A 23,611-nucleotide genomic window follows, 5' to 3' on the forward strand; every position below is an offset into this window, starting at 1 on the left:
CCATTTACGAGGGGCTACTCATCAACTATTCCATTTTCTTCGTACAACAAGAAGAATAGCAATAATGAAGTTTTTGCCAGACAAATTCTTAACTGCGCTGATTGTGGCAATTATCATTGCCAGCATCGCCCCAATATCCGGAAAAGCGGCGGATTGGTTTTCGTTGCTTACCCAGATTTTTGTCGGATTACTATTCTTCCTGCACGGAGCAAAGTTACCGTGGCAAGCGGTTCTAGCCGGTATTGTTCACTGGCGACTGCATTTGACAGTGTTTCTTGCGACATTTGTTCTTTTTCCGATTTTGGGTGTTTTGGCAGGCATTATCGTTCCGGGGTTGAAAGAGTCTGCTTTCTATGCGGGCATCCTCTATTTGTGCGTCTTGCCTTCAACGGTCCAATCGTCGATAGCTTTCACGTCCATCGCTGGTGGAAATATTCCTGCTGCAATTGTTTCGGCTTCAGCATCGAATATTTTTGGCATGTTTTTAACGCCGCTTCTCGTCGGACTTCTGTTTTCCGCAGGCGGTGGCAACGCAACCATATCGGCAACGGCATTTGAAAGCATTCTGGTGCAACTGCTTATTCCGTTTGTTCTCGGTCAGCTTTGCCAGCGCTTTATCGGAAATTTTATAGTGCGGCACAAATCCTTGACTTCAATCGTCGACAGAGGGTCAATTATTCTGGTTGTCTATCTTGCATTTAGCGAAGCGACTACAAGCGGATTGTGGCACACCACAAGCTGGCACGATCTGATTGTGATGATTATTATCGACGTGGTTTTGCTAGCGATTGTATTGACCGTCACATGGTATGGGTCAAAATTGTTAGGCTTCGACGAGAAGGACTGCATAACAATTACTTTTTGCGGTTCGAAAAAAAGTCTCGCAAGTGGCGCGCCAATGGCAAATGCCATTTTTGCCGGCTCGGGTGGGGCAATCGGCGCAATTGTCTTGCCACTCATGTTATTTCACCAGATACAATTGATGGTATGTACGATCATTGCTCGTCATTTATCGGAAAGAAGAAAACAAAGTGGCACAGACGAATAAAGCCGAATTGGAACATTTTTATAACCTCGGGCTTTCCCTTGAAAAACAGGGAAAATTTGATGAAGCAGCCGCAGCATATCGACGGGCATTGGAAGCAGATCCCGAAGATTATGGCGGGATTAGAGTGAGACTTGCTTCTATTAATCGGGGAGAAACGCCGAAGACTGCTCCAAAAGCCTATGTGGCAACTTTATTCGACCAAAATGCCGATATGTTCGATTATATTCTGGTTGATCAATTGGGCTATGACGTACCGTTACAATTGCGAGAACAGTTATTAGCAGCTTTTCCCGACTTGAAATTTGATCGAATGCTCGATCTTGGCTGTGGCACAGGACTTTCGGCTGATGCACTTGATGATCTGGCAAGTGACAAGACCGGTGTCGATCTTTCCGAAAATATGATCGAGATTGCACATGAAAAAGGTGATTACCAGCATCTGTTTGTAGGCGATGCCTTGGAATTTGTTACACGCTCTGCCGAGCAGTGGGATTTGATTGTCGCTACCGACGTTCTACCCTATATGGGGGACATCGGATTGTTTTTCGATAAAGTTTCTGAACGTCTTGCACAACATGGAGTTTTCGGTTTTTCAACCGAAACACTTTCCGAAAGCGCATTTAACGGACTGAGCTATAAAGTAGGACCTCATCAACGTTTTGCCCACAACGAGGATTATATCCGGAATGAATTGGCAAAACACAATATTGAATGTGTAAGCGTCAATAATATAGTTGTTCGTGCCGAACAGGGTGAGCCTGTGCCGGGACAATTATATGTCACTCGCAAGATATCCTGACTTTTCGACCGGATCTTGGTAACAGATCGGGGCTCTTTGTTCTCATTGTCCATTTAATCGAACGAATGAACCGGCGATTATTTCCTCTATAGTGTTGAGGAATTTAAGAGCTCGCTTGCTTCGTGCTCCATCCGTTTTTGTTACCCCTTAAGCCGGACATAGAATTGAGGTTTTTAGTTCGTGGAAACAAAGTGGGAAATATGTCGGGTTTCTAATATATCAAAAATGCTCTTGTGATCCCTGAAACCTATATAAAATAGTGCGGCGAAAACTTCCAAGATTCAAGAAACGTATTTCTCTGACGATTGAATTCGACTGTCTGTTACACACGGCTTTGACACGTTGATTTAAAAGACGGGTACAAAATAGAAGAGGCTTTATACAAAAACATGCAATCGGAAAATCAAGATTCTGCTTAATAAACTACACATATTAGATAAAAATTGAAACTTTTGGATTGACGGGCTGTCATAGGCATAATAATGTTTCGCGCATGAAACAGATTATTCTAGTAGTGCGAACGCGTATGAGGCAAATGGTGTAACCATTCGGCTAACAGCCACTCATACGCGAAACAGGCTCCCTTGGGGGCCTTTTTTATTAGCCAAAGAATTCAGTTGACGAGTAGGAAAAATGACAGAAGAACCAAAACCAAAAGACAGTTTCGACGGAAAAACAATGTCTGGTGCGGAAATGGTCGTACAAGCGCTTATCGATCAAGGGGTAGAACGTGTATTTGGTTACCCCGGAGGAGCAGTTCTCCCGATTTTTGACGAAATTTATCAGCAGAATTCATTCGAACATATTCTTGTTCGCCATGAGCAGGCAGCCGGACACGCAGCCGAAGGATATGCTCGCAGTACCGGTAAAGTCGGCGTTATGTTGGTGACATCTGGTCCGGGGGCTACAAATACCGTTACAGCATTACAGGACGCATTGATGGATTCTATTCCGCTTGTCTGTTTTTCAGGGCAGGTTCCTACAACGCTGATTGGTACAGACGGTTTTCAGGAAGCCGATACCGTCGGTATTACACGTCCGTGTACGAAACATAACTGGTTGGTAAAAGACGTAAACGACCTTGCCCGCATCATTCATGAAGCGTTCTATATTGCACAAACGGGACGGCCGGGACCGGTTTTGATCGACATACCGAAGGATGTACAATTTGCTTCGGGCGTTTATACCGCGCCGCGCTCCATGCCACGCCAAAGCTATCGCCCCCAATTGGACGGTAACGCCAAAGCAATCGAATATGCGGTTTCAATGCTCGCTGAAGCGAAAAAACCGGTAATTTATACCGGTGGCGGTGTTATTTCCTCCGGTGCCAATGCGGTAAGATTGTTGCGTGAGCTTGTTGCTCTCGGTGATTTTCCTATCACATCAACACTGATGGGATTGGGAGCCTATCCGGCATCGGGAAAAAATTGGCTGGGTATGCTCGGTATGCACGGTACTTACGAAGCCAATATGACAATGCATGACTGCGATGTGATGTTGGCGATCGGTGCACGTTTTGATGATCGTATTACCGGTCGTCTTGACGCTTTCGCACCGAAAGCAAGAATTATTCATATCGATATTGACCCTTCATCAATCAACAAAACTGTTCAGGTTGAAGTTCCGATCGTTGGCGATGTTGCGCATGTTCTGGAAAATATGACGCGCAGTTTGCGTGCTCTGAAACCGGTGCCGGACAAAGAAGCAAGAAAAGTCTGGTGGGATGAAATCAATCACTGGAGAGCGCGTAATTGTCTGGCTTATAAGCACAGATCCGATGTTATTATGCCGCAATATGCGATAAAACGCCTTTATGAACTTACGAAAGACAAAAACGCATATATCACAACAGAAGTTGGCCAACACCAGATGTGGACGGCTCAATATTATGGCTTCGAGGAACCACGCCATTTCATGACATCGGGTGGATCCGGTACGATGGGATATGGCTTTCCGGCTTCGATCGGCGTGCAAATTGCGCATCCTGATGCGCTGGTTATTTGTGTTGCAGGCGATGCGTCAATTCAGATGAACATTCAGGAATTGGCAACGGCAATGCAACATAAAACACCCGTCAAGGTGTTTATATTGAACAACCATTATATGGGAATGGTGCGTCAGTGGCAGCAGCTTCTCCATGGAAACAGGCTGTCGAATTCCTACACAGATGCTATGCCGGATTTTGTAAAACTCGCCGAGGCTTATGGTGCAGTTGGCATAAGATGCTCGAAACCGGAAGAACTTGATGGGAAAATCAAAGAAATGCTTGAATGCGACAAGCCGGTTTTCTTTGATTGTGTGGTTGCCAAGCAGGAAAATTGTTTTCCGATGATTCCATCGGGTAGGGCACATAATGACATGCTTCTTCCTGACGAAGCTAATGATGAAACAATTCAGAATGCTATCGACGCAAAAGGTCGCTCGCTCGTATAAGGGATAGAATGATGAACGCACAGAATTTAAGTTTTGGTTCGGCTTATTTTATCGAGCCGAATAATGACCCGATGGAAACGCATATGCTTGCAGTTCTCGTTGATAACGAACCGGGCGTGCTTGCCCGTGTTATCGGGATGTTTTCGGGACGCGGTTATAATATTGAAAGCTTGACAGTTTCGGAAACAGAACATGCAGAAAAGCTTTCCCGTATTACGGTTGTGACACGGGCAACGCCGCAAGTTCTTAACCAGATTCGTCATCAGTTGGAACGGATTATACCGGTTCATCGCGTGGTCGATTTGACTGTTCGTGCACGTGAGCAGGGGCAAGATGGACCTATCGAGCGGGAATTGGCACTTATAAAAGTAACAGGTGAAGGTGCCGATCGTGTGGAAGCATTGCGTTTGGCCGAGGCATTCCACGCCAAGGTGATCGATGCAACGGCCGAACATTTTATTTTCGAAATTACCGGACGCACCGCGAAAGTCGATCAGTTTATTTCCATTATGGAGCCTTTGGGATTGGTAGAAATATGTCGGACAGGCGTTTCGGCGATGAACCGTGGTCCGGACGGCATGTGATAACGGAAAGCTAAACGATAAACCAGTTTGAAGGTCTCTACCGCAAGGTAGGGGCCTTTTTTTAAACGCTCATTTTTACGACGATTGCATAGCATCAAGAAATTCTTTTTTGAGGCAAGCAAGAAGTTTCTTCGCGTCCATCGGTCGGGAAAAGGGAGCACCTTGGCCAGCCCAATAGGCACCGAATCCGAAGTCCTGATGTCCTTTGGCAAGATTGGCAATTTGTTTTGCCGCGTCATAGGCATAGGGATAGGAAGGTACATCTTTATCCGGCTGATGCCGGGTGAAATCGACAAAAGAATTATAAAGCGCACGCGCTGGTCGCCCCGAGAAAGCACGTGTCATAACTGTATGATATGCTGATTGGCTGGCGAGAGTTTGTTTATATCCGCTATCGGCTTGCGATTGGGGGCAGGCTATGAAAGCTGTTCCTAATTGCACGGCGCTTGCACCGGCTTTAATGCATTCTGCAATATCTTGACCATCCATTAATCCGCCAGCCGATATGACGGGTATGGAAAGATTTTTCAAAATTATCTTTAAAAGCTGTTTGAGAGAAAGACATGAGTCCGCTAAATTTTCATCGAATATCCCTCGATGACCGCCGGCTTCATAACCTTGAGCAATAATTGCATCCAAGCCGGCGTTTTCAATAGCCCAAGCTTCATCAAGATTGGTTGCTGTTGCTATGAGATATATTCCGGCTTGCTTCATAGCCAAGATTTTTTCGGTTTCGGGAAGTCCGAAATGGAAACTCACAATTGCCGGTTTTTCTTTCATAACGAGCTCGAACAATTCGTCGTTCATATAAAAACTGCTATAGATTTCCCGCAAAGTTTGAGGTGGCTCGGCGTTAAATTTGTGGAACAGGGGACTTAATTTCTGAAGCCACGCGTCGTCAATTTGTTCGTCGGGCTTGACAGGCTTGTGGCAAAAAAAATTGATATTAAATGGCCGCCTTGTGACCTTTTTTAATGTTTCTATTGCCCGAGATGCAGCATCAGGCGAGGATGCGCCCAATCCCAGAGAGCCAATAGCGCCATTATTACAGATTTCTGCCGCAAGCTCCGGTGTTGAAACCCCTGCCATTGGAGCTTGAATAAGCGGGATTTCGAGATTGAAATGATGACAGAAATCGATGTAGGACATATCTTCCTCCCTAAAAACACGGGTGCTGTTTTTAAAAGGACTATAATGGACTTGCTCTGAACCGTCGAATCCTGTTTGGATAAGTTATGCAATTTTCACCACAGCAAGATAAAGCACTGACCAGCGTCGCAAATTGGCTTAAAAATGGTCAGTCTCAGGTTTTTCGTTTGTTTGGCTATGCGGGCACGGGAAAAACAACCTTGGCACGCTATTTTGCCGAAAGCGTTGATGGTACGGTGCAATTTGCCGCTTTCACCGGTAAAGCGGCGCAGGTGTTACGCTCAAAAGGCGCGAGCAATGCGCGAACTATTCACTCTTTGATATATCGCCCAAGGGGTGAAGAAGAAGTTGCCGACGAAAACACAGGTAAAACTTCGATGGCACCGATGTTTTCACTCAATCGTCAAAGTCCGATTGCACAGGCCAAGCTTGTTGTCATTGATGAATGCTCAATGGTTGATGAACAGCTCGGGCGTGATCTCATGAGCTTTGGAACCCCTATTCTTGTGTTGGGAGACCCCGGACAATTGCCGCCAATATCGGGAGGCGGATTTTTTACCGAACATGAACCGGATTTCCTTTTGACGGAAATTCACCGTCAGGCACGGGATAACCCGATTATTCGTCTCGCAATGGATGTTCGTGAAGGACGCGATATTGACTATGGCGACTATGGTGCGGCTCAAGTCATAACGCGGAAGCAGGTTGACCAGCAACTGGTTCTCGACGCCGATCAGGTTCTCGTTGGCATTAATCGAACACGTCGCCTCTATAATAAGCGTTTGAGAGAACTCAAAGGTTTTACAGCCGATTACCCGCAAGCCGGCGATAAGCTTGTTTGCTTGCGCAATGATCCGGCAAAAGGTTTGTTGAATGGGTCGTTATGGAGAGTAATGACGGCATCCAAGGAAACCGTAAAACCCGGTATAAGTTTGCTCGTCACTCCGGAAGATGATGATCGCGGTGTTGCAAAAATCAAGTTGTTGAAAGCAGTTTTTGATGACCCGGAAAGCGATATTTCCTGGCAAATGAAGCGCCGTTATGATGATTTTGATTATGGCTATGCTTTAACGGTCCATAAAGCCCAAGGCTCGCAATGGGATAATGTTGTATTATTTGATGAAAGTTTTGCTTTTCGTGATACGCGCGAACGTTGGCTTTATACAGCAATCACGCGTGCAGCCGAAAAATTGACAATTGTACGATAATCAATTCTTCTGATAACATTCGATAATTGCGATTAAAATAGAATACTATTTCAATGTACCTATGAGGAGAATTTACTATGCGGGTGAAAGACAAAGTTGCAATCGTTACAGGCGGTGCAAAAGGTTTGGGCGAGGCGACATCACGTCTTCTAGCCAAAGAAGGTGCGAAGGTTGTTTTGACCGATCTTGATGAAGTGCAAGGCAAAAAAGTAGAGGCGGAAATTAATAAATCCGGCGGTACTGCAAAATACATGAAACATGACGTTTCCAAGGAAGACCAATGGAAAAAAGTCGTTGACGACACAGTCAGTCTCTTTGGCCGGCTGGATATTCTGGTGAATAACGCAGGCGTTGGGCATTCGGCTTCGGCTGAAGACGAAACTATGGAAAAATGGCGCTTTCTCTTATCAATCAACCTTGATGCGGTTTTTCTTGGTACCCGCGAAGCGATACGTGTGATGAAAAATCAAAAGAGCGGTTCGATTATCAATTTGTCATCGATCGAAGGCTTGGTTGGGGATCCAACGCTTGCTGCCTATAACGCAAGTAAGGGCGGGGTTCGCCTTTTCACGAAGTCTGCTGCATTGCATTGCGCAAAATCGGGTTATGGAATTCGCGTCAATTCCGTCCATCCTGGCTATATCTGGACACCGATGGTTGAACAAAATGCCATAGACAGCGGCAATGTCGAGGAAAGAAAAGCAGAGTTAACAGCTCTCCACCCGATTGGAAAATTAGGAGTACCGGACGATATTGCTTACGGTATTCTTTATCTTGCTTCCGATGAATCCGGTTTTGTCACCGGTTCGGAATTGGTTATTGATGGCGGCTATACTGCCCAATAAAGTGCGTTAAATCATGCCATTGCCCAACCAGACTATATGGGCAGTCGCTAACGCTACGCGAATGCAGGCAACCGGTGAAGACGCGTCTTATGCCGGTTGTGACCGGCATCTGACCGGCGGCGAATGTCGGTTAGCAGAGTTGAGTGAATTTATGGAATTCGTCTAAGACACTAGGTAGCCGACTTTTTTAACGACGCTATCTTGGTCTCTAACGTAATGTTTGAATTAAAAATAACCCCGTCACAAAATGTTGTGACGGGGTTATAATTTTGTCTTTCAAGAAATTGAATATTTCCGAAGCAAATTATTTCCGTTTGTCGATAGGAACATAGTCACGGCGTGCAGCTCCGGTATAGAGCTGACGCGGACGGCCGATCTTCTGTGCCGGATCCTCAATCATTTCTTTCCATTGTGCAACCCAGCCGACACAGCGTGCCAAGGCAAACAGAACTGTGAACATATCGGTCGGGAATCCGAGAGCTTTCAATGTAATGCCGGAATAGAAATCAACATTCGGGTAAAGCTTCTTCTCAATGAAATATTCATCATTAAGAGCAATATGTTCGAGTTCCATAGCGATGTCGAGAAGCGGATCGTCCTTGATACCAAGTTCGGTCAAAACTTCATGACATGTCTTTTGCATGATTTTTGCACGAGGGTCGTAATTTTTATAGACGCGGTGACCAAATCCCATCAGGCGGAAAGGATCGTTTTTATCCTTGGCGCGTGCGATAAAGTCAGGAATTCTATCAACCGAACCAATTTCCTGAAGCATTTTCAAGCAGGCTTCATTAGCACCGCCGTGAGCAGGACCCCACAGGCAGGCGACGCCGGCAGCAATACATGCAAACGGGTTGGCACCCGAAGAACCGGCTAGACGAACAGTTGATGTCGAAGCATTCTGTTCATGGTCGGCATGAAGAATGAAAATACGATCCATAGCGCGTGCCAGCACCGGATTAACTTTATATTCCTCGCAAGGAACAGCAAAGCACATTTGCAGGAAATTAGCAGCGTAGCCCAAGTCGTTGCGTGGGTAAACAAACGGTTGGCCGATTGAATATTTGTAGGCCATAGCGGCGAGAGTCGGTACTTTCGAAATCAACCGGATTGATGCGATCATTCTTTGACGGGGATCAGCGATATCAAGTGAATCGTGATAGAAGGCCGACATTGCTCCAAGACAAGCCACCATCACAGCCATCGGGTGTGAGTCGCGGCGGAAGCCGTGAAAGAATCGCGAAAACTGTTCGTGAACCATTGTATGTTCGCGCACTGTGCGGTCAAAATCTTCTTTTTGTTTTTTACTCGGAAGTTCACCGTATAGAAGCAGGTAACAGGTTTCCAGGAAATCGCCCTGTTCTGCAAGCTGATCTATCGGATAGCCACGATACAGCAATACGCCTTTGTTTCCGTCGATAAAAGTGATTTTAGATTCACAAGAAGCTGTTGACGTAAAACCGGGATCATAAGTGAATGTTCCGGTTTCTTTATAGAGCGGAGCAATTTCGATAACGTCTGGCCCCATAGTGCCTTTACGTACCGGAAGCTCAATGCTTTTACCGTCAACAGTTATATGTGCTTTATTATCTATCATATGTCTTCCCTTTCAGAACCTCCACCCCACAAACGATGAGGTACCGCGTTCACATTACAGGTAATGACTGCGGCTCACGTCCAATGCCTGTGTTGTTTTCCAGATTATCCGAAAAGAGCCGGCTTGCAATGTCTAAGTTGCGTATTTTTTCGTTACCGGTGTCAATCTTGTGTGATTCAATTTTAAGAAATTGCGTAAAAATGCAGCGGAATTCTTGCAACTTCTGATTTCTATTCAAACTGTTAAGAAAAAAAGCCACAGCCCTTTAAAAAAAAGGCTGTGGTGCAAAATTAATCTATAAATATTAAAGTCGTTTTCAGATTATAAAGCTTGTTTTGTGATTTTTCCTTAAGCAATCTGATCACGAATTCGTCCAAGCGACTCGTCACGTCCTAAAATGACAAGAACATCGAAAACGCCTGGCGAAACGGCTCTTCCGGTTAATGCTGCACGCAATGGCTGAGCAACTTTACCGAGCTTTAATTGAGCCTCTTCAGCATAGTTCCGGATAATATGATCAAGCTTTTCTTTGGTCCAGTCCGTGCAAGATTCGAGAGCGGAATAAATCCCTTTGAGGATGGTCTTGCCTTCGTCACTTAATAGGTTGGTTGCCTTTTCATCGAGTTTCAATGGACGGTCAGAAAAGATAAAAGCAGCATTATCAATAAGCTCGACAAGTGTCTTTGCGCGCTCTTTGAGCTCCGGCATTGCCTTTAGGAATTCTGAACGATTTTTCTCGTTCAGTTTGGCCTCTAGTTCTTTACCACCTTCAATCTCGGGCAGAATAGAAAGCGCAGCGTCAAACAAATCTTTGTCGTCACTCATACGCATATATTGACCATTGATCGCTTCGAGCTTTTTAAAATCGAAGCGCGCTGCACCTTTGTTAATGTCGTTAATATCAAACCACGAGATCATATCTTCGGTCGACATAATTTCATCGTCTCCGTGGCTCCAGCCGAGACGAACAAGATAATTGCGCAAGGCAATAGGCAAGTACCCCATGGCACGATAGGCATCAACGCCGAGCGCACCATGCCTTTTTGAAAGTTTCGCACCATCTGCCCCATGGATGAGCGGGATATGAGCCATAACCGGAACATCCCAGCCCATAGCATTGAATAGAATTGTCTGGCGGGCCGCATTGGTCAGGTGGTCATCACCGCGGATAACGTGAGTGACCCCCATGTCATGATCATCTACAACAACTGCAAGCATATATGTTGGCGTGCCATCCGAACGAAGAATAATGAAATCGTCGAGATCTTTATTCGGAAAATGTACATCGCCCTGAACGCGGTCATGAACAATTGTCTCGCCCTGTTGGGGCGCTTTGATGCGAATGACCGGCTTTACACCTTTGGGAGCCTCAGATGGGTCGCGGTCACGCCATATGCCGTTATAACGCGGCGGCTTTCCCTCTGCGCGCGCTTTTTCACGCATTTCGGTCAACTCTTCCGGCGTTGCGTAACAATAATAGGCTTGGCCTTTTTTGACGAGTTCTTCTGCTACTTCGCGATGCCGGTCAACGCGCGAAAATTGTGAAATGGGATCGCCTTCCCATGTCAGTCCCAACCATTTCAATCCGTCAATAATTGCATCGACGGCAGCTTTTGTAGATCTTTCGCGGTCGGTATCCTCAATGCGGAGCAGCATCTTGCCGCCAGTGTGTTTGGCATAAAGCCAGTTGAAAAGAGCGGTACGCGCCCCTCCGATATGGAGAAAACCGGTTGGTGAAGGGGCAAAACGTGTAACTACAGGCGTGGACATAATGTCTCCAGATTTCTTTGAGTATTCCATTGTCAGTATGGCGTCGAACCATTAGCATAGACTCAGCACCATGCACCAGCCATACCAACGGGGACGGATAGAATTATAAAGCAGAGAAATGCGTTAGAAAGCAAATCAAATGCGCAAAGGTTGAACAGCCAATCCGTTAAGACCAGAACGAGGTCTGTTGCGCAGCTTTACAGTCCGCTTGAACGGCATGTCGTGAGTCTGCCAGATGATATACCATTTATCGCTCCACATAAAACAGGGTTAAAGCGGCTTTATAAACAACTCGCCGATATATTTTTGTGGGGGTATTCCGCATTCATTTTTGAACGCGAACAAGGATTATTATTTTTACTAATACCTGTGTTCATGACTGTCGGTGTAGTCATCTATTTCGGACTTTCTTACGAACCTGATGGCAGAACTCTTACAGCGCTTTCTATGATCGCAATCGGGATATTCATTCTCTCCCGTCACTTTTGTCCGGCCTTTTATATAACCGGTTTGGCAATGTGCATTTTTCTTGGTGCTTTGTGTTCGAAAATAGAAACCTGGCGTCTTTCTACGCCAATGCTCGGGAGTGATATCTCTTCGACAATCAAAGGACGGATTATATCTGTTGAAAAAGTAGCACGAGGGAAATCACGGTTGATCGTGGATATAATTTCCACTGAAAAACCGCATCTCAATCATGCTCCTGAACGTGCAAAACTAACATTCTCCAGTAGCAACACAGAATTTGAACCTGGAGATGGTATCGAAGGACGTGCAAAATTACGGGCAAGCTCCGGCCCGATACGTCCTGATAGCTATGATTTCAGCTTTGCAAACTATTTTCAATCAATCGGCGCACAAGGGTATTTTGTCGGTAAACCGACAAAGATTTTTGTCGACCCGCCCACTTCGTCAATGGAACGGTTTTCTTTAGCGGTTGCGCGTCTCCGCTTGGCAATGACAAACAGGATAATCAATGCGATAGGTGGCGAAACAGGTAGCATAGCAGCGGCACTTATTACTGGTCAGAGGGGCGGTATTCTACCGGCAACAAATGAAGCATTACGCATAGCCGGACTTTCCCATATATTGTCTATTTCGGGTTTACATATGGCGATGGTCGCGGGAATGGTTTTAATTGTTATCCGGACATTGCTTGCACTATTTCCGTCTTTTGCTTCGCGCTATCAATCAAAGAAAATTGCCGCGGCGGCGGCGTTGTTTGTATCCGCTTTCTATCTGTTATTGTCCGGCTCGGACGTTGCTGCCCAACGCAGTTTCGTAATGGTTGCGGTTATGCTTGTGGCAATAATTTTTGATCGTTCCGCAATTACAATGCGTAACCTTGCTATCGCAGCAATTATAACTCTGGTTGTGTTTCCTCATGAAGTTTTGGGACCGAGTTTTCAAATGTCGTTTTCGGCAACCGGAGCTTTGATTGCAACATTTGGCTGGTGGAGCCGGAAACATAAATCCGGTTTTCAGACAACGCCAATGTTTTTCGGTGCTGGCGTGATGCGAATTGTTCTGTTTCCGGTTCTCTCAACCGCCGTCGCATCACTTGTTGCGGGACTCGCAAGCGGGATTTTTTCCGCTTATCATTTTTCCAACACGGCGCCTTTAGGCGTTCTTAGCAACGCTTTAGCCTTTCCTGTTATGTCGATTGCTGTCATGCCTTTCGCTCTTGCCGCCGCGCTGCTAATGCCTTTTGGTCTGGAGTGGTGGCCCTTGCAAATTATGGGAGTAGGGGTGAAATTTGTCGAAAAAATAGCCTATAGCATGGCTTCGATTTCTCCCGACGTCAATCCGGGGCTGATACCCGCTATAGCATTGGTTTTTTTATCCATCGGCCTCGTAATCCTGCTGTTTTTCAAAACAAGATTATGTTTGTTTTCCACAATATTCTTTTTGGCCGGTATAATTTTTGTCATTCATCAAACACAGCCTTTATTGCTTATATCTGAAGATAAAGGAGCAGTCGGATTGATAGACGACAAAACCCTTTATATTACAGATATTAAACCGACCAGATTTACAACGGAAGTTTGGTTGCGTTCATATGCTTTGAACGGAATTGTCGGCCCGTCGTCAGAAGACCACCAGAAGAATGCCCAATTCATTTGTGATCATGGTACGTGTCATGCGCAAAAAGACGGCGGGTTGAAAATAGCGGTGATTGAGAAGCAAAATAGCAGCGACTTGACCTGTCCGGATGATGATATACTCGTACTTTCCAGTAATATTCATCTGATAAATTGCAGACCGGAACAAAAGGTCATTACCGAAACTCCCTTGAATCTCAAAGGCAGCATAGTCGTAACAGACAATGGAAAAATTATATCGGCAATCGAAAGTGGACCAACGCGCCCTTGGAACGAACACAGGAAATATTTGCGTTTGTCAGGTTCCGAATTTTGAACGTTAAAATTAAGAAAAGTAGGTGGCCTGTTATTCTGGATTGATCAATCGGAGGGCATTGGAGATTAGTTTCGGATAGCTGAAAAACAGGTAAAACATCAAGCCCTGATCTTATTGCTGAATATTCATTGGTCTTCATGAAACGTCAAATGCGTCGATCAACTATCCGGCGTCGGGATATTTGATAGCAAGCTGAAAATCTACAATATTGAACGACATATCCGAAAGGCAAATTTCCCATTTCACCGGTTTTAACAACATGACTGACGTGAAATTAAAGGCAGGACATTATTGACGCGACATTACAGGTGTGACAGCATCGCGCTCAGGTTATTGAAAATTTCCATTCTGAAAATTGACTTAATAAATCGACCACTTTAATAATTCGATCGTCTAAATGGCTTACTTTTATTAAAACTCTTTTTTGCAAGAGTGATTATATTTTCGGAAAAAATATAATTGAAACAGAACAAAATATAAAAACTGGCTGGAGCGAAGTTTTTCTTGGACCCCAGCCAATAAACAAAAAAATTACTCTTTTGCTTCAGCGTGCTCGGCCGAACCGGCATTGAGCTGACCATATTTCTCTTCACCAATCTTGTTGAGAAGAGCAAGCTGTGTTTCGAGAAAGTCAATATGTCCTTCTTCATCTTCCAACAATTCGTCAAACACTTTTTTCGAAATATGATCGGAAAGTTCGGCACATAGTTCACGTGCAACGCGATAAGCTTCTCTTGCTTCATATTCACCAGCCAAGTCGCATTCGAGAACTTCTTTAATGTTCTGTCCGATGCGCAATGGTGCAAGCGTTTGAAGATTAGGGTGACCTTCGAGGAAAACAATGCGCTTTACCAGCTTGTCAACGTGGCCCATTTCTTCAATAGACTCTTCACGTTCCTTATTGGCAAGTTTTGTGTAACCCCAATCTTCGGTTAAACGGTAGTGGATCCAGTATTGATTGACTGCACCGAGTTCCAAAAAGAGCGCATGATTAAGCTGCTCTATGACCTTTTCGTGACCTTTCATGTTGGCCTATTCTCCTATATTTCAATCGTAATGCGCGCACACGATCAAGATAGGAGATAATTTCAGCCTCGTCCCGATTATGTAGGCGATGAAAATTTTCCGAAACTCGAATAATAGTTTCAAGTATATTCGGAAAGCAACAGCAACACTTGCCGCGCTTCGCCAGTACTTTATAAATTTTTCCGGGAACAATCAATTGCCAACAATCCTCTTCCAACAGAGAATTGATCACATCTTCGATCTCTGATTGAGTTATTACGTTACACGAACAAACAATCATTATCGATAACCAAGTCCAAATTAACCCATACGACTCAAATAAACATGACAAACATATGAAACTTTAGAGCCGAAATCAAGCATAAACTGGATATTTTTTATCAACTATAAAAATAGGGTATAAATCGGTGAATTTTGTCCAAAACAGCAGTTTCATTACGCGTAGTGATTGCAATTTTTCGAACGATACGTAAGAGGTAAATAGCATTTTTTAGGAAAAACTGATCGTCATGGATTCTCTGCAATTAAAGAAAGCCGCTGCCGCAAAGGCCGTCGAATTTGTCGAAGACGGAATGAAATTGGGAATTGGTACCGGTTCAACGGCTAATGAATTTATTCGTTTACTGGCTCGTAGAGTAAAAGAAGGACTGAAAGTAACAGGTGTTGCGACATCGGAACGCTCCGAACAATTGTGTCGTGAGTTGGGAATTCCTGTTGCCAGCCTTGATGAAATGCCCAGTCTCGACCTTGATATTGACGGTGCTGATGAAATCGGACCGAAGATGGCGCTTGTCAAAGGTGGAGGAGGGGCTCTGTTGCGGGAAAAAATTGTGGCTTTTGCATCCGCCCGAATGTTGGTCATTGCTGATCAGTCCAAACTTGTAAAAACACTCGGCGCATTTCCGTTACCGATTGAAGTCAATCCATTCGGTTTGCAAGCAACAAAACTGGCCATTGTCGACGTTGCAAAAAGCCTTGGCCTTTCAGGTAATATTTCTTTACGCGTCAAAAATAACAAAACTTTTGTTACTGATGGTGGACATTTTATTCTTGATGCATCATTTAGCCGTATTTCTGATCCAGAGAGTTTGTCGAATGCGCTTTTCTCTATTCCCGGCGTTGTCGAGCACGGATTATTTTTGAATTTGGCTAACAAATCAGTGGTCGCAATGGCTAATGGTGAAATAAAAGTTTTGGAAGAGTCGGATTTTTAGAGTAAATGTCTTTGTCATCGGGATATTTCTTGACGAAAAAAATGGCTAAGAATTATTGACCACAATTATGGAGTAACCACTGAATGAATACGGCATTTTCCATTCGCCGCCTTGCTGCAACGCTGGGAACGGTTGCCATTGTTAGTATCGGAATCAATTTTGCCCATGCTGACGATATTAGCGAAGCCCACTTGCAATCAGCACAAAAAGCAATCGCAGCAATCCATGCAACAGACCAATTTGATGAATTTCTGCCAAGCACCGCTCGTGATTTGAAAGACGAGCTCATGCGCAAAGACCCTAATCTTTCGAATATCATTTCCGATACGGTCGACGAGCAGGCCATGGCGTTGGTCAAACGTCGTGCCGATCTTGAAAAGGAAGCAGCGCGTGCTTATGCCAAGCATTTCTCACAAGCGGAACTTGACCAAATTACCGCTTTCTACACGTCTGATACAGGCAAGAAATTGCTCACAGAAGGACCGGTTGCTGTCAAGGATATTCTTTCTGCCTATGACGTATGGCGTCAAGGAGTTGCTCAAGATTTAGCGACAAATGTTGGTAAAGCAATGGCTCAAAAGGTTGGCCCTCAAAAACGCGCCGCGCCTGCTGCACCGACAGCGCCTTCGACAGCTAAACCAAAAGCTCCGGTACCAGCTCAATAATAACTTTTCGGTGATTCTTGGAAATAGCGGCATATTTGCCGCTATTTTTTTGGCAAAAATTCCAAAATTTCGGTATTGCAGAACGGGAGTAAAGTGAATTGCATTACGTTGGCTTACAATTTTGGTGCGATTACACCATATAAAAAACTGCATAACCGAATTGAAAGGAATAGCCTGTGTCATCTTATGATTTTGATTTATTTGTAATAGGTGGTGGCTCGGGTGGCGTGCGTGCAGCGCGTTTGGCCGGTGCACTCGGTAAAAAAGTTGCTATAGCAGAAGAATATCGGATGGGTGGCACTTGCGTTATTCGTGGATGTGTTCCAAAGAAACTTTTTGTCTATGCCTCCCAATATTCTCAAGAATTCAAAGATAGTCATGGTTTTGGATGGACTGTCAGCGGTTCCCGTTTTGATTGGAAAAAACTTGTCGCAGCCAAAAACAAGGAAATTTCGCGGCTCGAAGGGCTTTATCGTAAGGGGCTAGATAATAATCATGTCAAGATATTCGAGAGCCGCGTTGTTTTTGTTGATGCACACACCTTGAAGATAGAGAAAACGGGCGAAGAAATTAGCGCTGAAAAAATCCTCATTGCTACAGGCGGACATGTTTCCCGTCATCCCGAAATTATCGGTCATGAATTGTGCATCAGCTCTAATGAAGCTTTTAACCTCGAACAATTACCGGAATCAATTGTGATTGCCGGAGGCGGTTATATCGCGGTAGAATTTGCAAATATCTTCCACGGATTGGGCGTGAAAACAACGCTCGTTTACAGAGGTGATCTTGTTTTGCGCAAATTCGATTCCGATTTGCGGCAATTGTTAAACGATGCGATGCAGGAAAAAGGCATCCGCATTGTTTATCATGCAACGATCAACAAAGTCGAGAAAGAAGCGGAAAACGTTAAAGTCGAGCTTTCGAATGGCGAAACCCTAACAGTGGGAAAAGTAATGCTGGCACTGGGGCGCTCGCCCAATACAGAAGGCTTGAACCTTGATAAAGCCGGGGTAAAATGCAATTCTCATAATGCAGTTATTGTTGATGAATACATGAAAACAACTGCTGATAATATATGGGCTGTCGGTGACGTAACTGACCGCATACAACTGACACCGGTCGCGATTCATGAGGCTATGTGTTTTATTGAAACTGCTTTCAAAAATAATCCTGTCGCTCCGGATCACGAATTGATTGCGACGGCTGTATTTTCCCAGCCTGAAATCGGTACAGTCGGAATGACAGAAGAAGAAGCTGCACAAAAGTTCAAACGTGTCGAGGTCTATCGGGCGCTTTTCCGTCCTATGCGGAATACGCTATCGGGAAATACTGAAAAAATGCTCACCAAACTTGTTGTCGACGGCTCGTCGCGGGTCGTTGTCGGTGCCCATATATTGGGACACGATGCCGCCGAGATGGCACAACTGCTTGGTGTTTCTCTCAAAGGCAATCTAACAAAAGATGTGTTTGACAGAACTATGGCACTTCATCCGACTGCTTCAGAGGAATTGGTCACAATGTATAAGCCGACATATGTTTATGAAAACGGGAAAAAGCTTAATTGAAAACTGAACTGATAGACGAGAAAAATTGTTGAATTTCGATAAAAATAATCAATTTTTTTGATTAGAAGAGCCTGTGTCTTGGCTTTAAACAACAATTCTGCTTATATCGGAAAATTGTTAAGTGCCTCATCGCGAACATTCCATAATCTTCCGGTGGAAGTGCGCTTATCTTATGATTTATACTGTGAAGCGAGATAATGATGACTAAAAATTGGACGCCTGCATCTTGGAGATCAAAACCGATCAAGCAGGTACCGACCTATCCTGACCCTGTAGCATTGGCTCATGTTGAAAGCGAATTGCGTCGTTATCCTCCTTTAGTTTTTGCTGGCGAGGCACGTAATTTAAAACACGAGCTGGCCCAGGTTGCCGAAGGTAAGGCATTTCTTTTACAAGGTGGCGATTGCGCGGAAAGTTTTGCAGAACATGAAGCAGATAACATCCGTGATTTTTTCCGGGTGTTTTTGCAAATGGCTATTGCGCTTACTTTCGGGGCGTCAAAGCCAGTTGTCAAAGTTGGCCGCATTGCCGGTCAATTTGCAAAGCCTAGATCTTCTGATACCGAAACCAAAGATGGCGTAACGTTACCGTCATATCGTGGCGATATCATTAATGGCATAGAGTTCAATAAAGAATCCCGTACTCCCGATCCCCAACGTATGTCGGAGGTTTACCGTCAGTCTGCTGCGACATTGAATTTGCTCCGTGCTTTTGCTCAAGGTGGCTATGCCAATCTTGATAATGTCCATAAATGGATGCTGGGTTTTATAGCAAACAGCCCGCAAGGTGAACGTTATAGCAAGCTGGCACAACGGATTTCGGAAACGATGGATTTTATGCGGGCAATCGGAATTACGCCGAAAACCAACTCATCACTTCGGGAAACGTCATTTTATACCAGCCATGAAGGTCTCCTTCTTGGTTATGAAGAAGCATTGACCCGTGTGGATTCAACTTCAGGCGATTGGTATGCGACATCGGGTCATATGCTTTGGATTGGCGACCGCACCCGTCAGTCCGATCATGCCCATGTCGAATATTGCCGTGGCATTAAAAACCCGATTGGTCTCAAATGCGGACCATCACTTGACCCAGATGATCTGATAAGGCTCATTGACATACTCAATCCGGAAAACGAGCCGGGGAGACTTACTCTGATAGCACGGTTCGGATATGATAAAGTCGAAGACCATTTGCCGCAGCTTATTCGCTCCGTCGAACGCGAAGGCAAGAAGGTCGTGTGGTCTTGCGATCCGATGCATGGGAACACAATAACCGCAAACGGCTATAAAACCCGTCCGTTCGAGCGTATCCTGAAAGAGGTGGAGAATTTCTTCGCAGTTCATCATGCGGAAGGAACCTATCCCGGTGGCATTCATATCGAAATGACCGGTCGTGACGTAACAGAATGTACCGGTGGTGCACATGCAATTTCGGCAGATCACCTCTCTGATCGTTATCACACGCATTGTGATCCAAGGCTTAATGCAGATCAGGCTCTGGAATTGGCATTTCTTGTTGCGGAATTGTTGAAAAAACAACGTGATGCCGAGACAGTAAAGGCTTCGGCATGAAACCGGGAATAAAAGCAGTTTAGTCTACAAACTGAATGGTGAACGCATGGAGAGATTATTCAAGGCATTTTTGAATTCCCTTCATGCGCTCGGATATTTGCTAACCCACGAAAAAGCTATTATTCAAGAAGCTGTAGTTTTTTTAGTTTCTCTCCCCATAGCTTTTTTTATCACTAAAGAATGGGGTAGCTTTCTTCTACTTACGGGATCTATTGTTTTTGTTATTATCGTAGAGGTGCTAAACACAGCGATTGAAGCGGCGTGCAATGCCGTCACACACGATTATCGCGAAGAAATTAAAATCGCTAAAGACGCAGGCTCATTAGCAGTTTTGCTCTCTATTATCTTAACACTATGCATATGGATTACAGTGATTATTCAAACCTTGTTTTTCGTTTAACTTATGCCGTTGCAAGTGCAACGATGACAGGCTAAATCAAGATCATGACCAAAAAGTTGATAGAAAATGACCTCACGCTCGCAATTGCACAATTAAACCCTGTTGTTGGTGACATTGAAGGCAATTTAAAACTTGCACTTGACGCCCACAGGCAAGCAAGCGATGCGGGTGCCGATCTTTTACTGTTTACTGAACTCTTTATTAGCGGTTATCCGCCTGAAGATCTGGTTTTAAAACCGTCTTTTAATGAAGCATGCGAAAAAGCAATCAGCGAGCTTGTAACTGTTACGACCAAAGGTGCAGGTATCATTGTCGGCGTTCCTCTCCGTCGAAAAGGTCATGTTTATAATTCTGCACTCCTTCTTGATGAGGGAAAGATCATTGCTGAATGTCGTAAATTCGACCTCCCGAATTATAGCGAATTTGATGAGAAACGTGTTTTTTCTCCGGGTCCCCGTCCGAAGCCGATCAATTTCCGCGGAATAAAGTTAGGTTTACCGATCTGCGAAGATATTTGGAACGATGATGAAGTGGCAGCTCGTCTTGCCGCCGAGGGGGCAGAAATTATTCTCGTACCGAATGGTTCACCATATAGTCGCGAAAAACCGGAATTGAGATACGACGTTGTCAAAAAACAGGTGGTGAAGTCTTCTTTGCCGATCGTTTATGCCAACCAGATAGGTGGTCAGGATGAACTCGTTTTTGACGGCGCGTCTTTCGCACTCAATGCAAATGGCTCGAATGCTTTTCAAATGAAACATTTCGAAAGTGACTTGGCATTTAGCCATTGGCAAAAACAGAATGGGAAATGGTTTTGTCTTTCAGGTCCACAAGAAAAATTGCTTCATGACTTAGCTGCCGATTATCAGGCATGCGTTTTGGGATTTGGTGACTACGTCAATAAAAACAGATTCAAAAGCGTAGTGTTAGGGCTTTCGGGCGGTATCGATTCGGCTCTTTCGGCAGCTATTGCTACAGATGCTTTAGGTGCGGAGCGTGTTCATGCAGTTATGCTTCCCTATCGCTATACATCTTCAGAGTCGATAACGGATGCCGAGGAATGCGCCAAAATGTTGGGCTGTCGTTATGATACCGTACCAATTGCAAAACCGGTCGAGGCATTTGAAGATATTTTGACACCGCTTTTTCAGGGGCGCAAACCGGATATTACCGAAGAAAATTTGCAAAGCCGTACGCGTGGTACGGTTTTGATGGCTATATCCAACAAATTTGGCTCAATGGTGGTAACGACCGGTAACAAATCTGAAATTTCTGTCGGATATGCCACTCTTTACGGCGATATGAATGGCGGTTTCAATCCGATCAAAGATATTTATAAAATGCAGGTTTATGCACTATCCAACTGGCGTAACAACCATTTTCCGATAAATGGTTTAGGGCCTAAAGCAGCCGTCATACCCCAGAATATTATTGAAAAGGCTCCGACTGCCGAGCTCCGTGAGAACCAGAAAGATGAAGATTCGCTTCCACCTTATCCGGTATTGGACGATATTCTTCGTTGCCTCGTCGATGAAGAAATGAGTGTTTCGGAAATTGTTCAACGGGGGCATTCACGCGAGATAGTCGAAAAAGTCGAGCATTTGTTATACATATCCGAATACAAAAGACGCCAATCGGCTCCCGGTGTGAAAATTAGTCACAAGAATTTCGGCCGCGATCGGCGTTACCCTATTACCAATCGTTTTCGCGATAAAAATTGAGTTATATTTATGATTAAAGTTCGTTTTGCACCGTCTCCAACCGGTTATATTCATATTGGAAACACCCGAATTGCTTTGTTTAATTGGCTTTTTGCAAAAGCCAAGCAAGGTAAATATGTTTTACGTTTTGACGATACCGATCTTGAACGGTCGAAACAGGAATATATTGACGGTATTGGCGTCGATCTTGATTGGTTGGGGATAAAACCTGACGAAATTTATTATCAATCCAAGCGATTTGATCGATATAATGAAGTTGTAGCAAAGCTCAAAGAGCAAGGCCTTCTTTATCCTTGTTACGAAACACCGGAAGAGCTGGAAAGACGGCGTAAAATCCGTTTGTCGCGTAAACTCCCGCCCATTTACGGACGTGAATCCTTGAAACTTAAACCGGAGGAGGTCAAGGCTTACGAAGAGGAGGGGAGAAAACCGCATTGGCGTTTCAAATTGCCTAATTTCGAATCGGACCCTTTCAAGACCAGAAGGACCGATGTGCACTGGGACGATGTGGTCCGCGGTCCACAGACGATAGATCTTGCCTCGATGTCCGATCCGATACTTATTCGTGAAGATGGCAGTTATCTTTATACACTGCCATCGGTCGTGGACGACATCGATATGGGGATAACCCATATTATACGCGGCGACGATCATGTCACAAACACCGGTGTACAAATTGCTATTTTTGAAGCACTTGGTGCAAAAGCGCCGACATTCGGTCACATCAATCTTTTGACGACGATTTCGGGTGAGGGGCTGTCTAAACGCAAAGGTGATCTGTCTATCCGCTCGTTGCGAGAAGAGGGATTCGAGCCTTTAGCGGTCGAATCTCTGGCAGTTCTTATCGGTACTTCGGAAAATGTGACTGCTTGTCGAAATCAAAAGGAACTGCTTGAACATTTTGATCTCACGTCCGCATCAAAGTCGTCAGCGAAATTTGACCCGGCTGATTTGTTGACGCTCAATAAGCACATTGTGCATGAGCTTGAATTTGATGAAGTAAAAGCGAGACTGGAAAAGATTGGCATCAAAGGTGAAGACGCCAAGCGGTTCTGGTATGCCGTTCGGGGCAATATCGATAAAGTATGTGAAGCAAAAAACTGGTGGGACAATTTGGAGGTGAACAAAACGTTCGATGCAGTTTCACCGGAAGACCGTGAATATGTTCATCAATCAGCTTCACTTTTGCCAGATGGCGAACTTGATGAAAATAGCTGGAAAGTCTGGACGGATGCCTTGAAAAAACAGACGGGCCGCAAGGGAAGAGCGCTTTTTATGCCATTGCGGCAAGCATTGACAGGATTGGACCACGGGCCGGAAATGGCTGCTTTGCTGCCCCTTTTGGGTAAAAACAGGGTTCTTCAACGCCTGAAGGCTTGAATATTATATCCTTCGAATATTCATGAAAAAGGCAGCTCGTTTTATGAGCTGCCTTTTTATATTTATTCATTAAGAGGTAGAACGGCGTGTAAGTCTTATTATCCGCTAATCAACATTTACGCGCTGTAGTAAGCGTTGTGTTTGCGCTATTTCCTAACGATTTTAAGCACAGCAGACGAAAAGAATTCACCTTTTTGTATCAATAAGCATAAATG

Annotated in this window: 20 protein-coding genes; 15 read left to right on the forward strand and 5 right to left on the reverse strand. The window is 44.7% G+C overall.

Features of this window, described 5'->3' with window-relative positions; genetic code table 11:
• Positions 1-64 precede the first annotated feature (64 nt).
• From H3S82_RS06520 to ilvN, 4 genes are all read left to right on the forward strand, one after another.
• Entirely contained in the window at positions 65-1,048 is a 984-nt protein-coding gene (locus H3S82_RS06520) for a bile acid:sodium symporter family protein (RefSeq protein ID WP_198232111.1), read from the forward strand.
• Entirely contained in the window at positions 1,032-1,847 is an 816-nt protein-coding gene (locus H3S82_RS06525; RefSeq protein WP_198232110.1) for a methyltransferase domain-containing protein, read from the forward strand. Before H3S82_RS06520 ends, H3S82_RS06525 begins: the two co-directional genes overlap by 17 nt.
• A 633-nt stretch (positions 1,848-2,480) precedes the next feature.
• Positions 2,481-4,280 (forward strand): acetolactate synthase 3 large subunit, encoded by a 1,800-nt coding sequence (locus H3S82_RS06530; protein WP_198232109.1) that lies wholly within the window; start codon positions 2,481-2,483, stop codon positions 4,278-4,280.
• An 11-nt stretch (positions 4,281-4,291) separates the two neighbouring features.
• Positions 4,292-4,864: an acetolactate synthase small subunit gene (gene ilvN, locus H3S82_RS06535; RefSeq protein ID WP_198232186.1), complete on the forward strand. Its 573-nt coding sequence runs from the start codon at positions 4,292-4,294 to the stop codon at positions 4,862-4,864.
• Positions 4,865-4,939: 75 nt separating this feature from the next.
• Here the strand turns inward: ilvN and H3S82_RS06540 are convergent, their stop codons facing one another.
• Positions 4,940-6,013, reverse strand: a complete 1,074-nt coding sequence (locus H3S82_RS06540) for a nitronate monooxygenase family protein (protein WP_198232108.1) — start codon at positions 6,011-6,013, stop codon at positions 4,940-4,942.
• A gap of 86 nt (positions 6,014-6,099) precedes the next feature.
• Here H3S82_RS06540 and H3S82_RS06545 point away from each other — a divergent pair, with 86 nt between their 5' ends.
• The 3 genes from H3S82_RS06545 to H3S82_RS06555 all read left to right on the forward strand — a co-directional run bounded on the left by H3S82_RS06545 (position 6,100) and on the right by H3S82_RS06555 (position 8,232).
• Entirely contained in the window at positions 6,100-7,221 is a 1,122-nt protein-coding gene (locus H3S82_RS06545) for an ATP-dependent RecD-like DNA helicase (RefSeq protein WP_198232107.1), read from the forward strand.
• Between the two features lie 77 nt (positions 7,222-7,298).
• The gene (locus tag H3S82_RS06550; protein ID WP_198232106.1) at positions 7,299-8,066 is read left to right on the forward strand and encodes a glucose 1-dehydrogenase; all 768 of its coding nucleotides are present in this window, start codon (positions 7,299-7,301) and stop codon (positions 8,064-8,066) included.
• 13 nt (positions 8,067-8,079) lie between these two features.
• On the forward strand, positions 8,080-8,232 hold the full coding sequence (locus H3S82_RS06555; RefSeq protein ID WP_198232105.1) for a hypothetical protein: 153 nt from the start codon (positions 8,080-8,082) through the stop codon (positions 8,230-8,232).
• 138 nt (positions 8,233-8,370) lie between these two features.
• On the opposite strand, the gene gltA is transcribed toward H3S82_RS06555, so the two are convergent.
• Both gltA and gltX (H3S82_RS06565) read right to left on the reverse strand, forming a co-directional pair.
• Positions 8,371-9,663 (reverse strand): citrate synthase, encoded by a 1,293-nt coding sequence (gene gltA, locus H3S82_RS06560; RefSeq protein ID WP_077971323.1) that lies wholly within the window; start codon positions 9,661-9,663, stop codon positions 8,371-8,373.
• 348 nt (positions 9,664-10,011) lie between these two features.
• Entirely contained in the window at positions 10,012-11,433 is a 1,422-nt protein-coding gene (gene gltX, locus H3S82_RS06565; protein ID WP_198232104.1) for a glutamate--tRNA ligase, read from the reverse strand.
• Positions 11,434-11,655: 222 nt separating this feature from the next.
• Between gltX (H3S82_RS06565) and H3S82_RS06570 the strand changes: the two genes are divergently transcribed.
• Positions 11,656-13,851, forward strand: coding sequence for a ComEC/Rec2 family competence protein (locus H3S82_RS06570; protein WP_198232103.1), 2,196 nt, complete (start codon positions 11,656-11,658; stop codon positions 13,849-13,851).
• 531 nt (positions 13,852-14,382) lie between these two features.
• Here H3S82_RS06570 and bfr read toward each other — a convergent pair.
• Positions 14,383-14,877: a bacterioferritin gene (gene bfr / locus H3S82_RS06575; RefSeq protein ID WP_077971331.1), complete on the reverse strand. Its 495-nt coding sequence runs from the start codon at positions 14,875-14,877 to the stop codon at positions 14,383-14,385.
• Positions 14,843-15,157, reverse strand: coding sequence for a (2Fe-2S)-binding protein (locus tag H3S82_RS11195; protein ID WP_077971333.1), 315 nt, complete (start codon positions 15,155-15,157; stop codon positions 14,843-14,845). Before H3S82_RS11195 ends, bfr begins: the two co-directional genes overlap by 35 nt.
• Before the next feature lie 229 nt (positions 15,158-15,386).
• Between H3S82_RS11195 and rpiA the strand changes: the two genes are divergently transcribed.
• The 7 genes from rpiA to gltX (H3S82_RS06610) all read left to right on the forward strand — a co-directional run bounded on the left by rpiA (position 15,387) and on the right by gltX (H3S82_RS06610) (position 23,396).
• The gene (gene rpiA / locus H3S82_RS06580; protein WP_198232102.1) at positions 15,387-16,091 is read left to right on the forward strand and encodes a ribose-5-phosphate isomerase RpiA; all 705 of its coding nucleotides are present in this window, start codon (positions 15,387-15,389) and stop codon (positions 16,089-16,091) included.
• Positions 16,092-16,174: 83 nt separating this feature from the next.
• Positions 16,175-16,756 (forward strand): DUF2059 domain-containing protein, encoded by a 582-nt coding sequence (locus tag H3S82_RS06585; RefSeq protein ID WP_077971336.1) that lies wholly within the window; start codon positions 16,175-16,177, stop codon positions 16,754-16,756.
• A 176-nt stretch (positions 16,757-16,932) separates the two neighbouring features.
• The gene (gor, locus tag H3S82_RS06590; RefSeq protein WP_198224694.1) at positions 16,933-18,321 is read left to right on the forward strand and encodes a glutathione-disulfide reductase; all 1,389 of its coding nucleotides are present in this window, start codon (positions 16,933-16,935) and stop codon (positions 18,319-18,321) included.
• A 200-nt stretch (positions 18,322-18,521) separates the two neighbouring features.
• Positions 18,522-19,895: a class II 3-deoxy-7-phosphoheptulonate synthase gene (locus tag H3S82_RS06595; protein ID WP_198232185.1), complete on the forward strand. Its 1,374-nt coding sequence runs from the start codon at positions 18,522-18,524 to the stop codon at positions 19,893-19,895.
• A 46-nt stretch (positions 19,896-19,941) separates the two neighbouring features.
• Complete coding sequence (locus tag H3S82_RS06600) at positions 19,942-20,295, forward strand: diacylglycerol kinase (protein WP_198224692.1); 354 nt, start codon at positions 19,942-19,944, stop codon at positions 20,293-20,295.
• Positions 20,296-20,339: 44 nt separating this feature from the next.
• Complete coding sequence (locus H3S82_RS06605) at positions 20,340-22,016, forward strand: NAD+ synthase (protein WP_198232101.1); 1,677 nt, start codon at positions 20,340-20,342, stop codon at positions 22,014-22,016.
• Between the two features lie 9 nt (positions 22,017-22,025).
• Positions 22,026-23,396, forward strand: coding sequence for a glutamate--tRNA ligase (gltX, locus tag H3S82_RS06610; protein ID WP_077971346.1), 1,371 nt, complete (start codon positions 22,026-22,028; stop codon positions 23,394-23,396).
• The last annotated feature ends 215 nt before the right edge of the window (positions 23,397-23,611 follow it).

It is taken from the genome of Bartonella sp. M0192 (genome assembly GCF_016102305.1).
GTDB classification, from domain to species: domain Bacteria; phylum Pseudomonadota; class Alphaproteobacteria; order Rhizobiales; family Rhizobiaceae; genus Bartonella; species Bartonella apihabitans.

Bases quoted from the DNA above. Each gene is read 5' to 3' on its own strand.
- H3S82_RS06520 (WP_198232111.1), top strand. From the start codon at position 65: ATGAAGTTTTTGCCAGACAAATTCTTAACTGCGCTGATTGTGGCAATT.
- H3S82_RS06530 (WP_198232109.1), top strand. From the start codon at position 2,481: ATGACAGAAGAACCAAAACCAAAAGACAGTTTCGACGGAAAAACAATG.
- ilvN (WP_198232186.1), top strand. From the start codon at position 4,292: ATGAACGCACAGAATTTAAGTTTTGGTTCGGCTTATTTTATCGAGCCG.
- H3S82_RS06540 (WP_198232108.1), bottom strand. From the start codon at position 6,013: ATGTCCTACATCGATTTCTGTCATCATTTCAATCTCGAAATCCCGCTT.
- H3S82_RS06545 (WP_198232107.1), top strand. From the start codon at position 6,100: ATGCAATTTTCACCACAGCAAGATAAAGCACTGACCAGCGTCGCAAAT.
- H3S82_RS06550 (WP_198232106.1), top strand. From the start codon at position 7,299: ATGCGGGTGAAAGACAAAGTTGCAATCGTTACAGGCGGTGCAAAAGGT.
- H3S82_RS06555 (WP_198232105.1), top strand. From the start codon at position 8,080: ATGCCATTGCCCAACCAGACTATATGGGCAGTCGCTAACGCTACGCGA.
- gltA (WP_077971323.1), bottom strand. From the start codon at position 9,663: ATGATAGATAATAAAGCACATATAACTGTTGACGGTAAAAGCATTGAG.
- gltX (WP_198232104.1), bottom strand. From the start codon at position 11,433: ATGTCCACGCCTGTAGTTACACGTTTTGCCCCTTCACCAACCGGTTTT.
- bfr (WP_077971331.1), bottom strand. From the start codon at position 14,877: ATGAAAGGTCACGAAAAGGTCATAGAGCAGCTTAATCATGCGCTCTTT.
- H3S82_RS11195 (WP_077971333.1), bottom strand. From the start codon at position 15,157: ATGATTGTTTGTTCGTGTAACGTAATAACTCAATCAGAGATCGAAGAT.
- rpiA (WP_198232102.1), top strand. From the start codon at position 15,387: ATGGATTCTCTGCAATTAAAGAAAGCCGCTGCCGCAAAGGCCGTCGAA.
- H3S82_RS06585 (WP_077971336.1), top strand. From the start codon at position 16,175: ATGAATACGGCATTTTCCATTCGCCGCCTTGCTGCAACGCTGGGAACG.
- H3S82_RS06595 (WP_198232185.1), top strand. From the start codon at position 18,522: ATGACTAAAAATTGGACGCCTGCATCTTGGAGATCAAAACCGATCAAG.
- H3S82_RS06600 (WP_198224692.1), top strand. From the start codon at position 19,942: ATGGAGAGATTATTCAAGGCATTTTTGAATTCCCTTCATGCGCTCGGA.
- H3S82_RS06605 (WP_198232101.1), top strand. From the start codon at position 20,340: ATGACCAAAAAGTTGATAGAAAATGACCTCACGCTCGCAATTGCACAA.
- gltX (WP_077971346.1), top strand. From the start codon at position 22,026: ATGATTAAAGTTCGTTTTGCACCGTCTCCAACCGGTTATATTCATATT.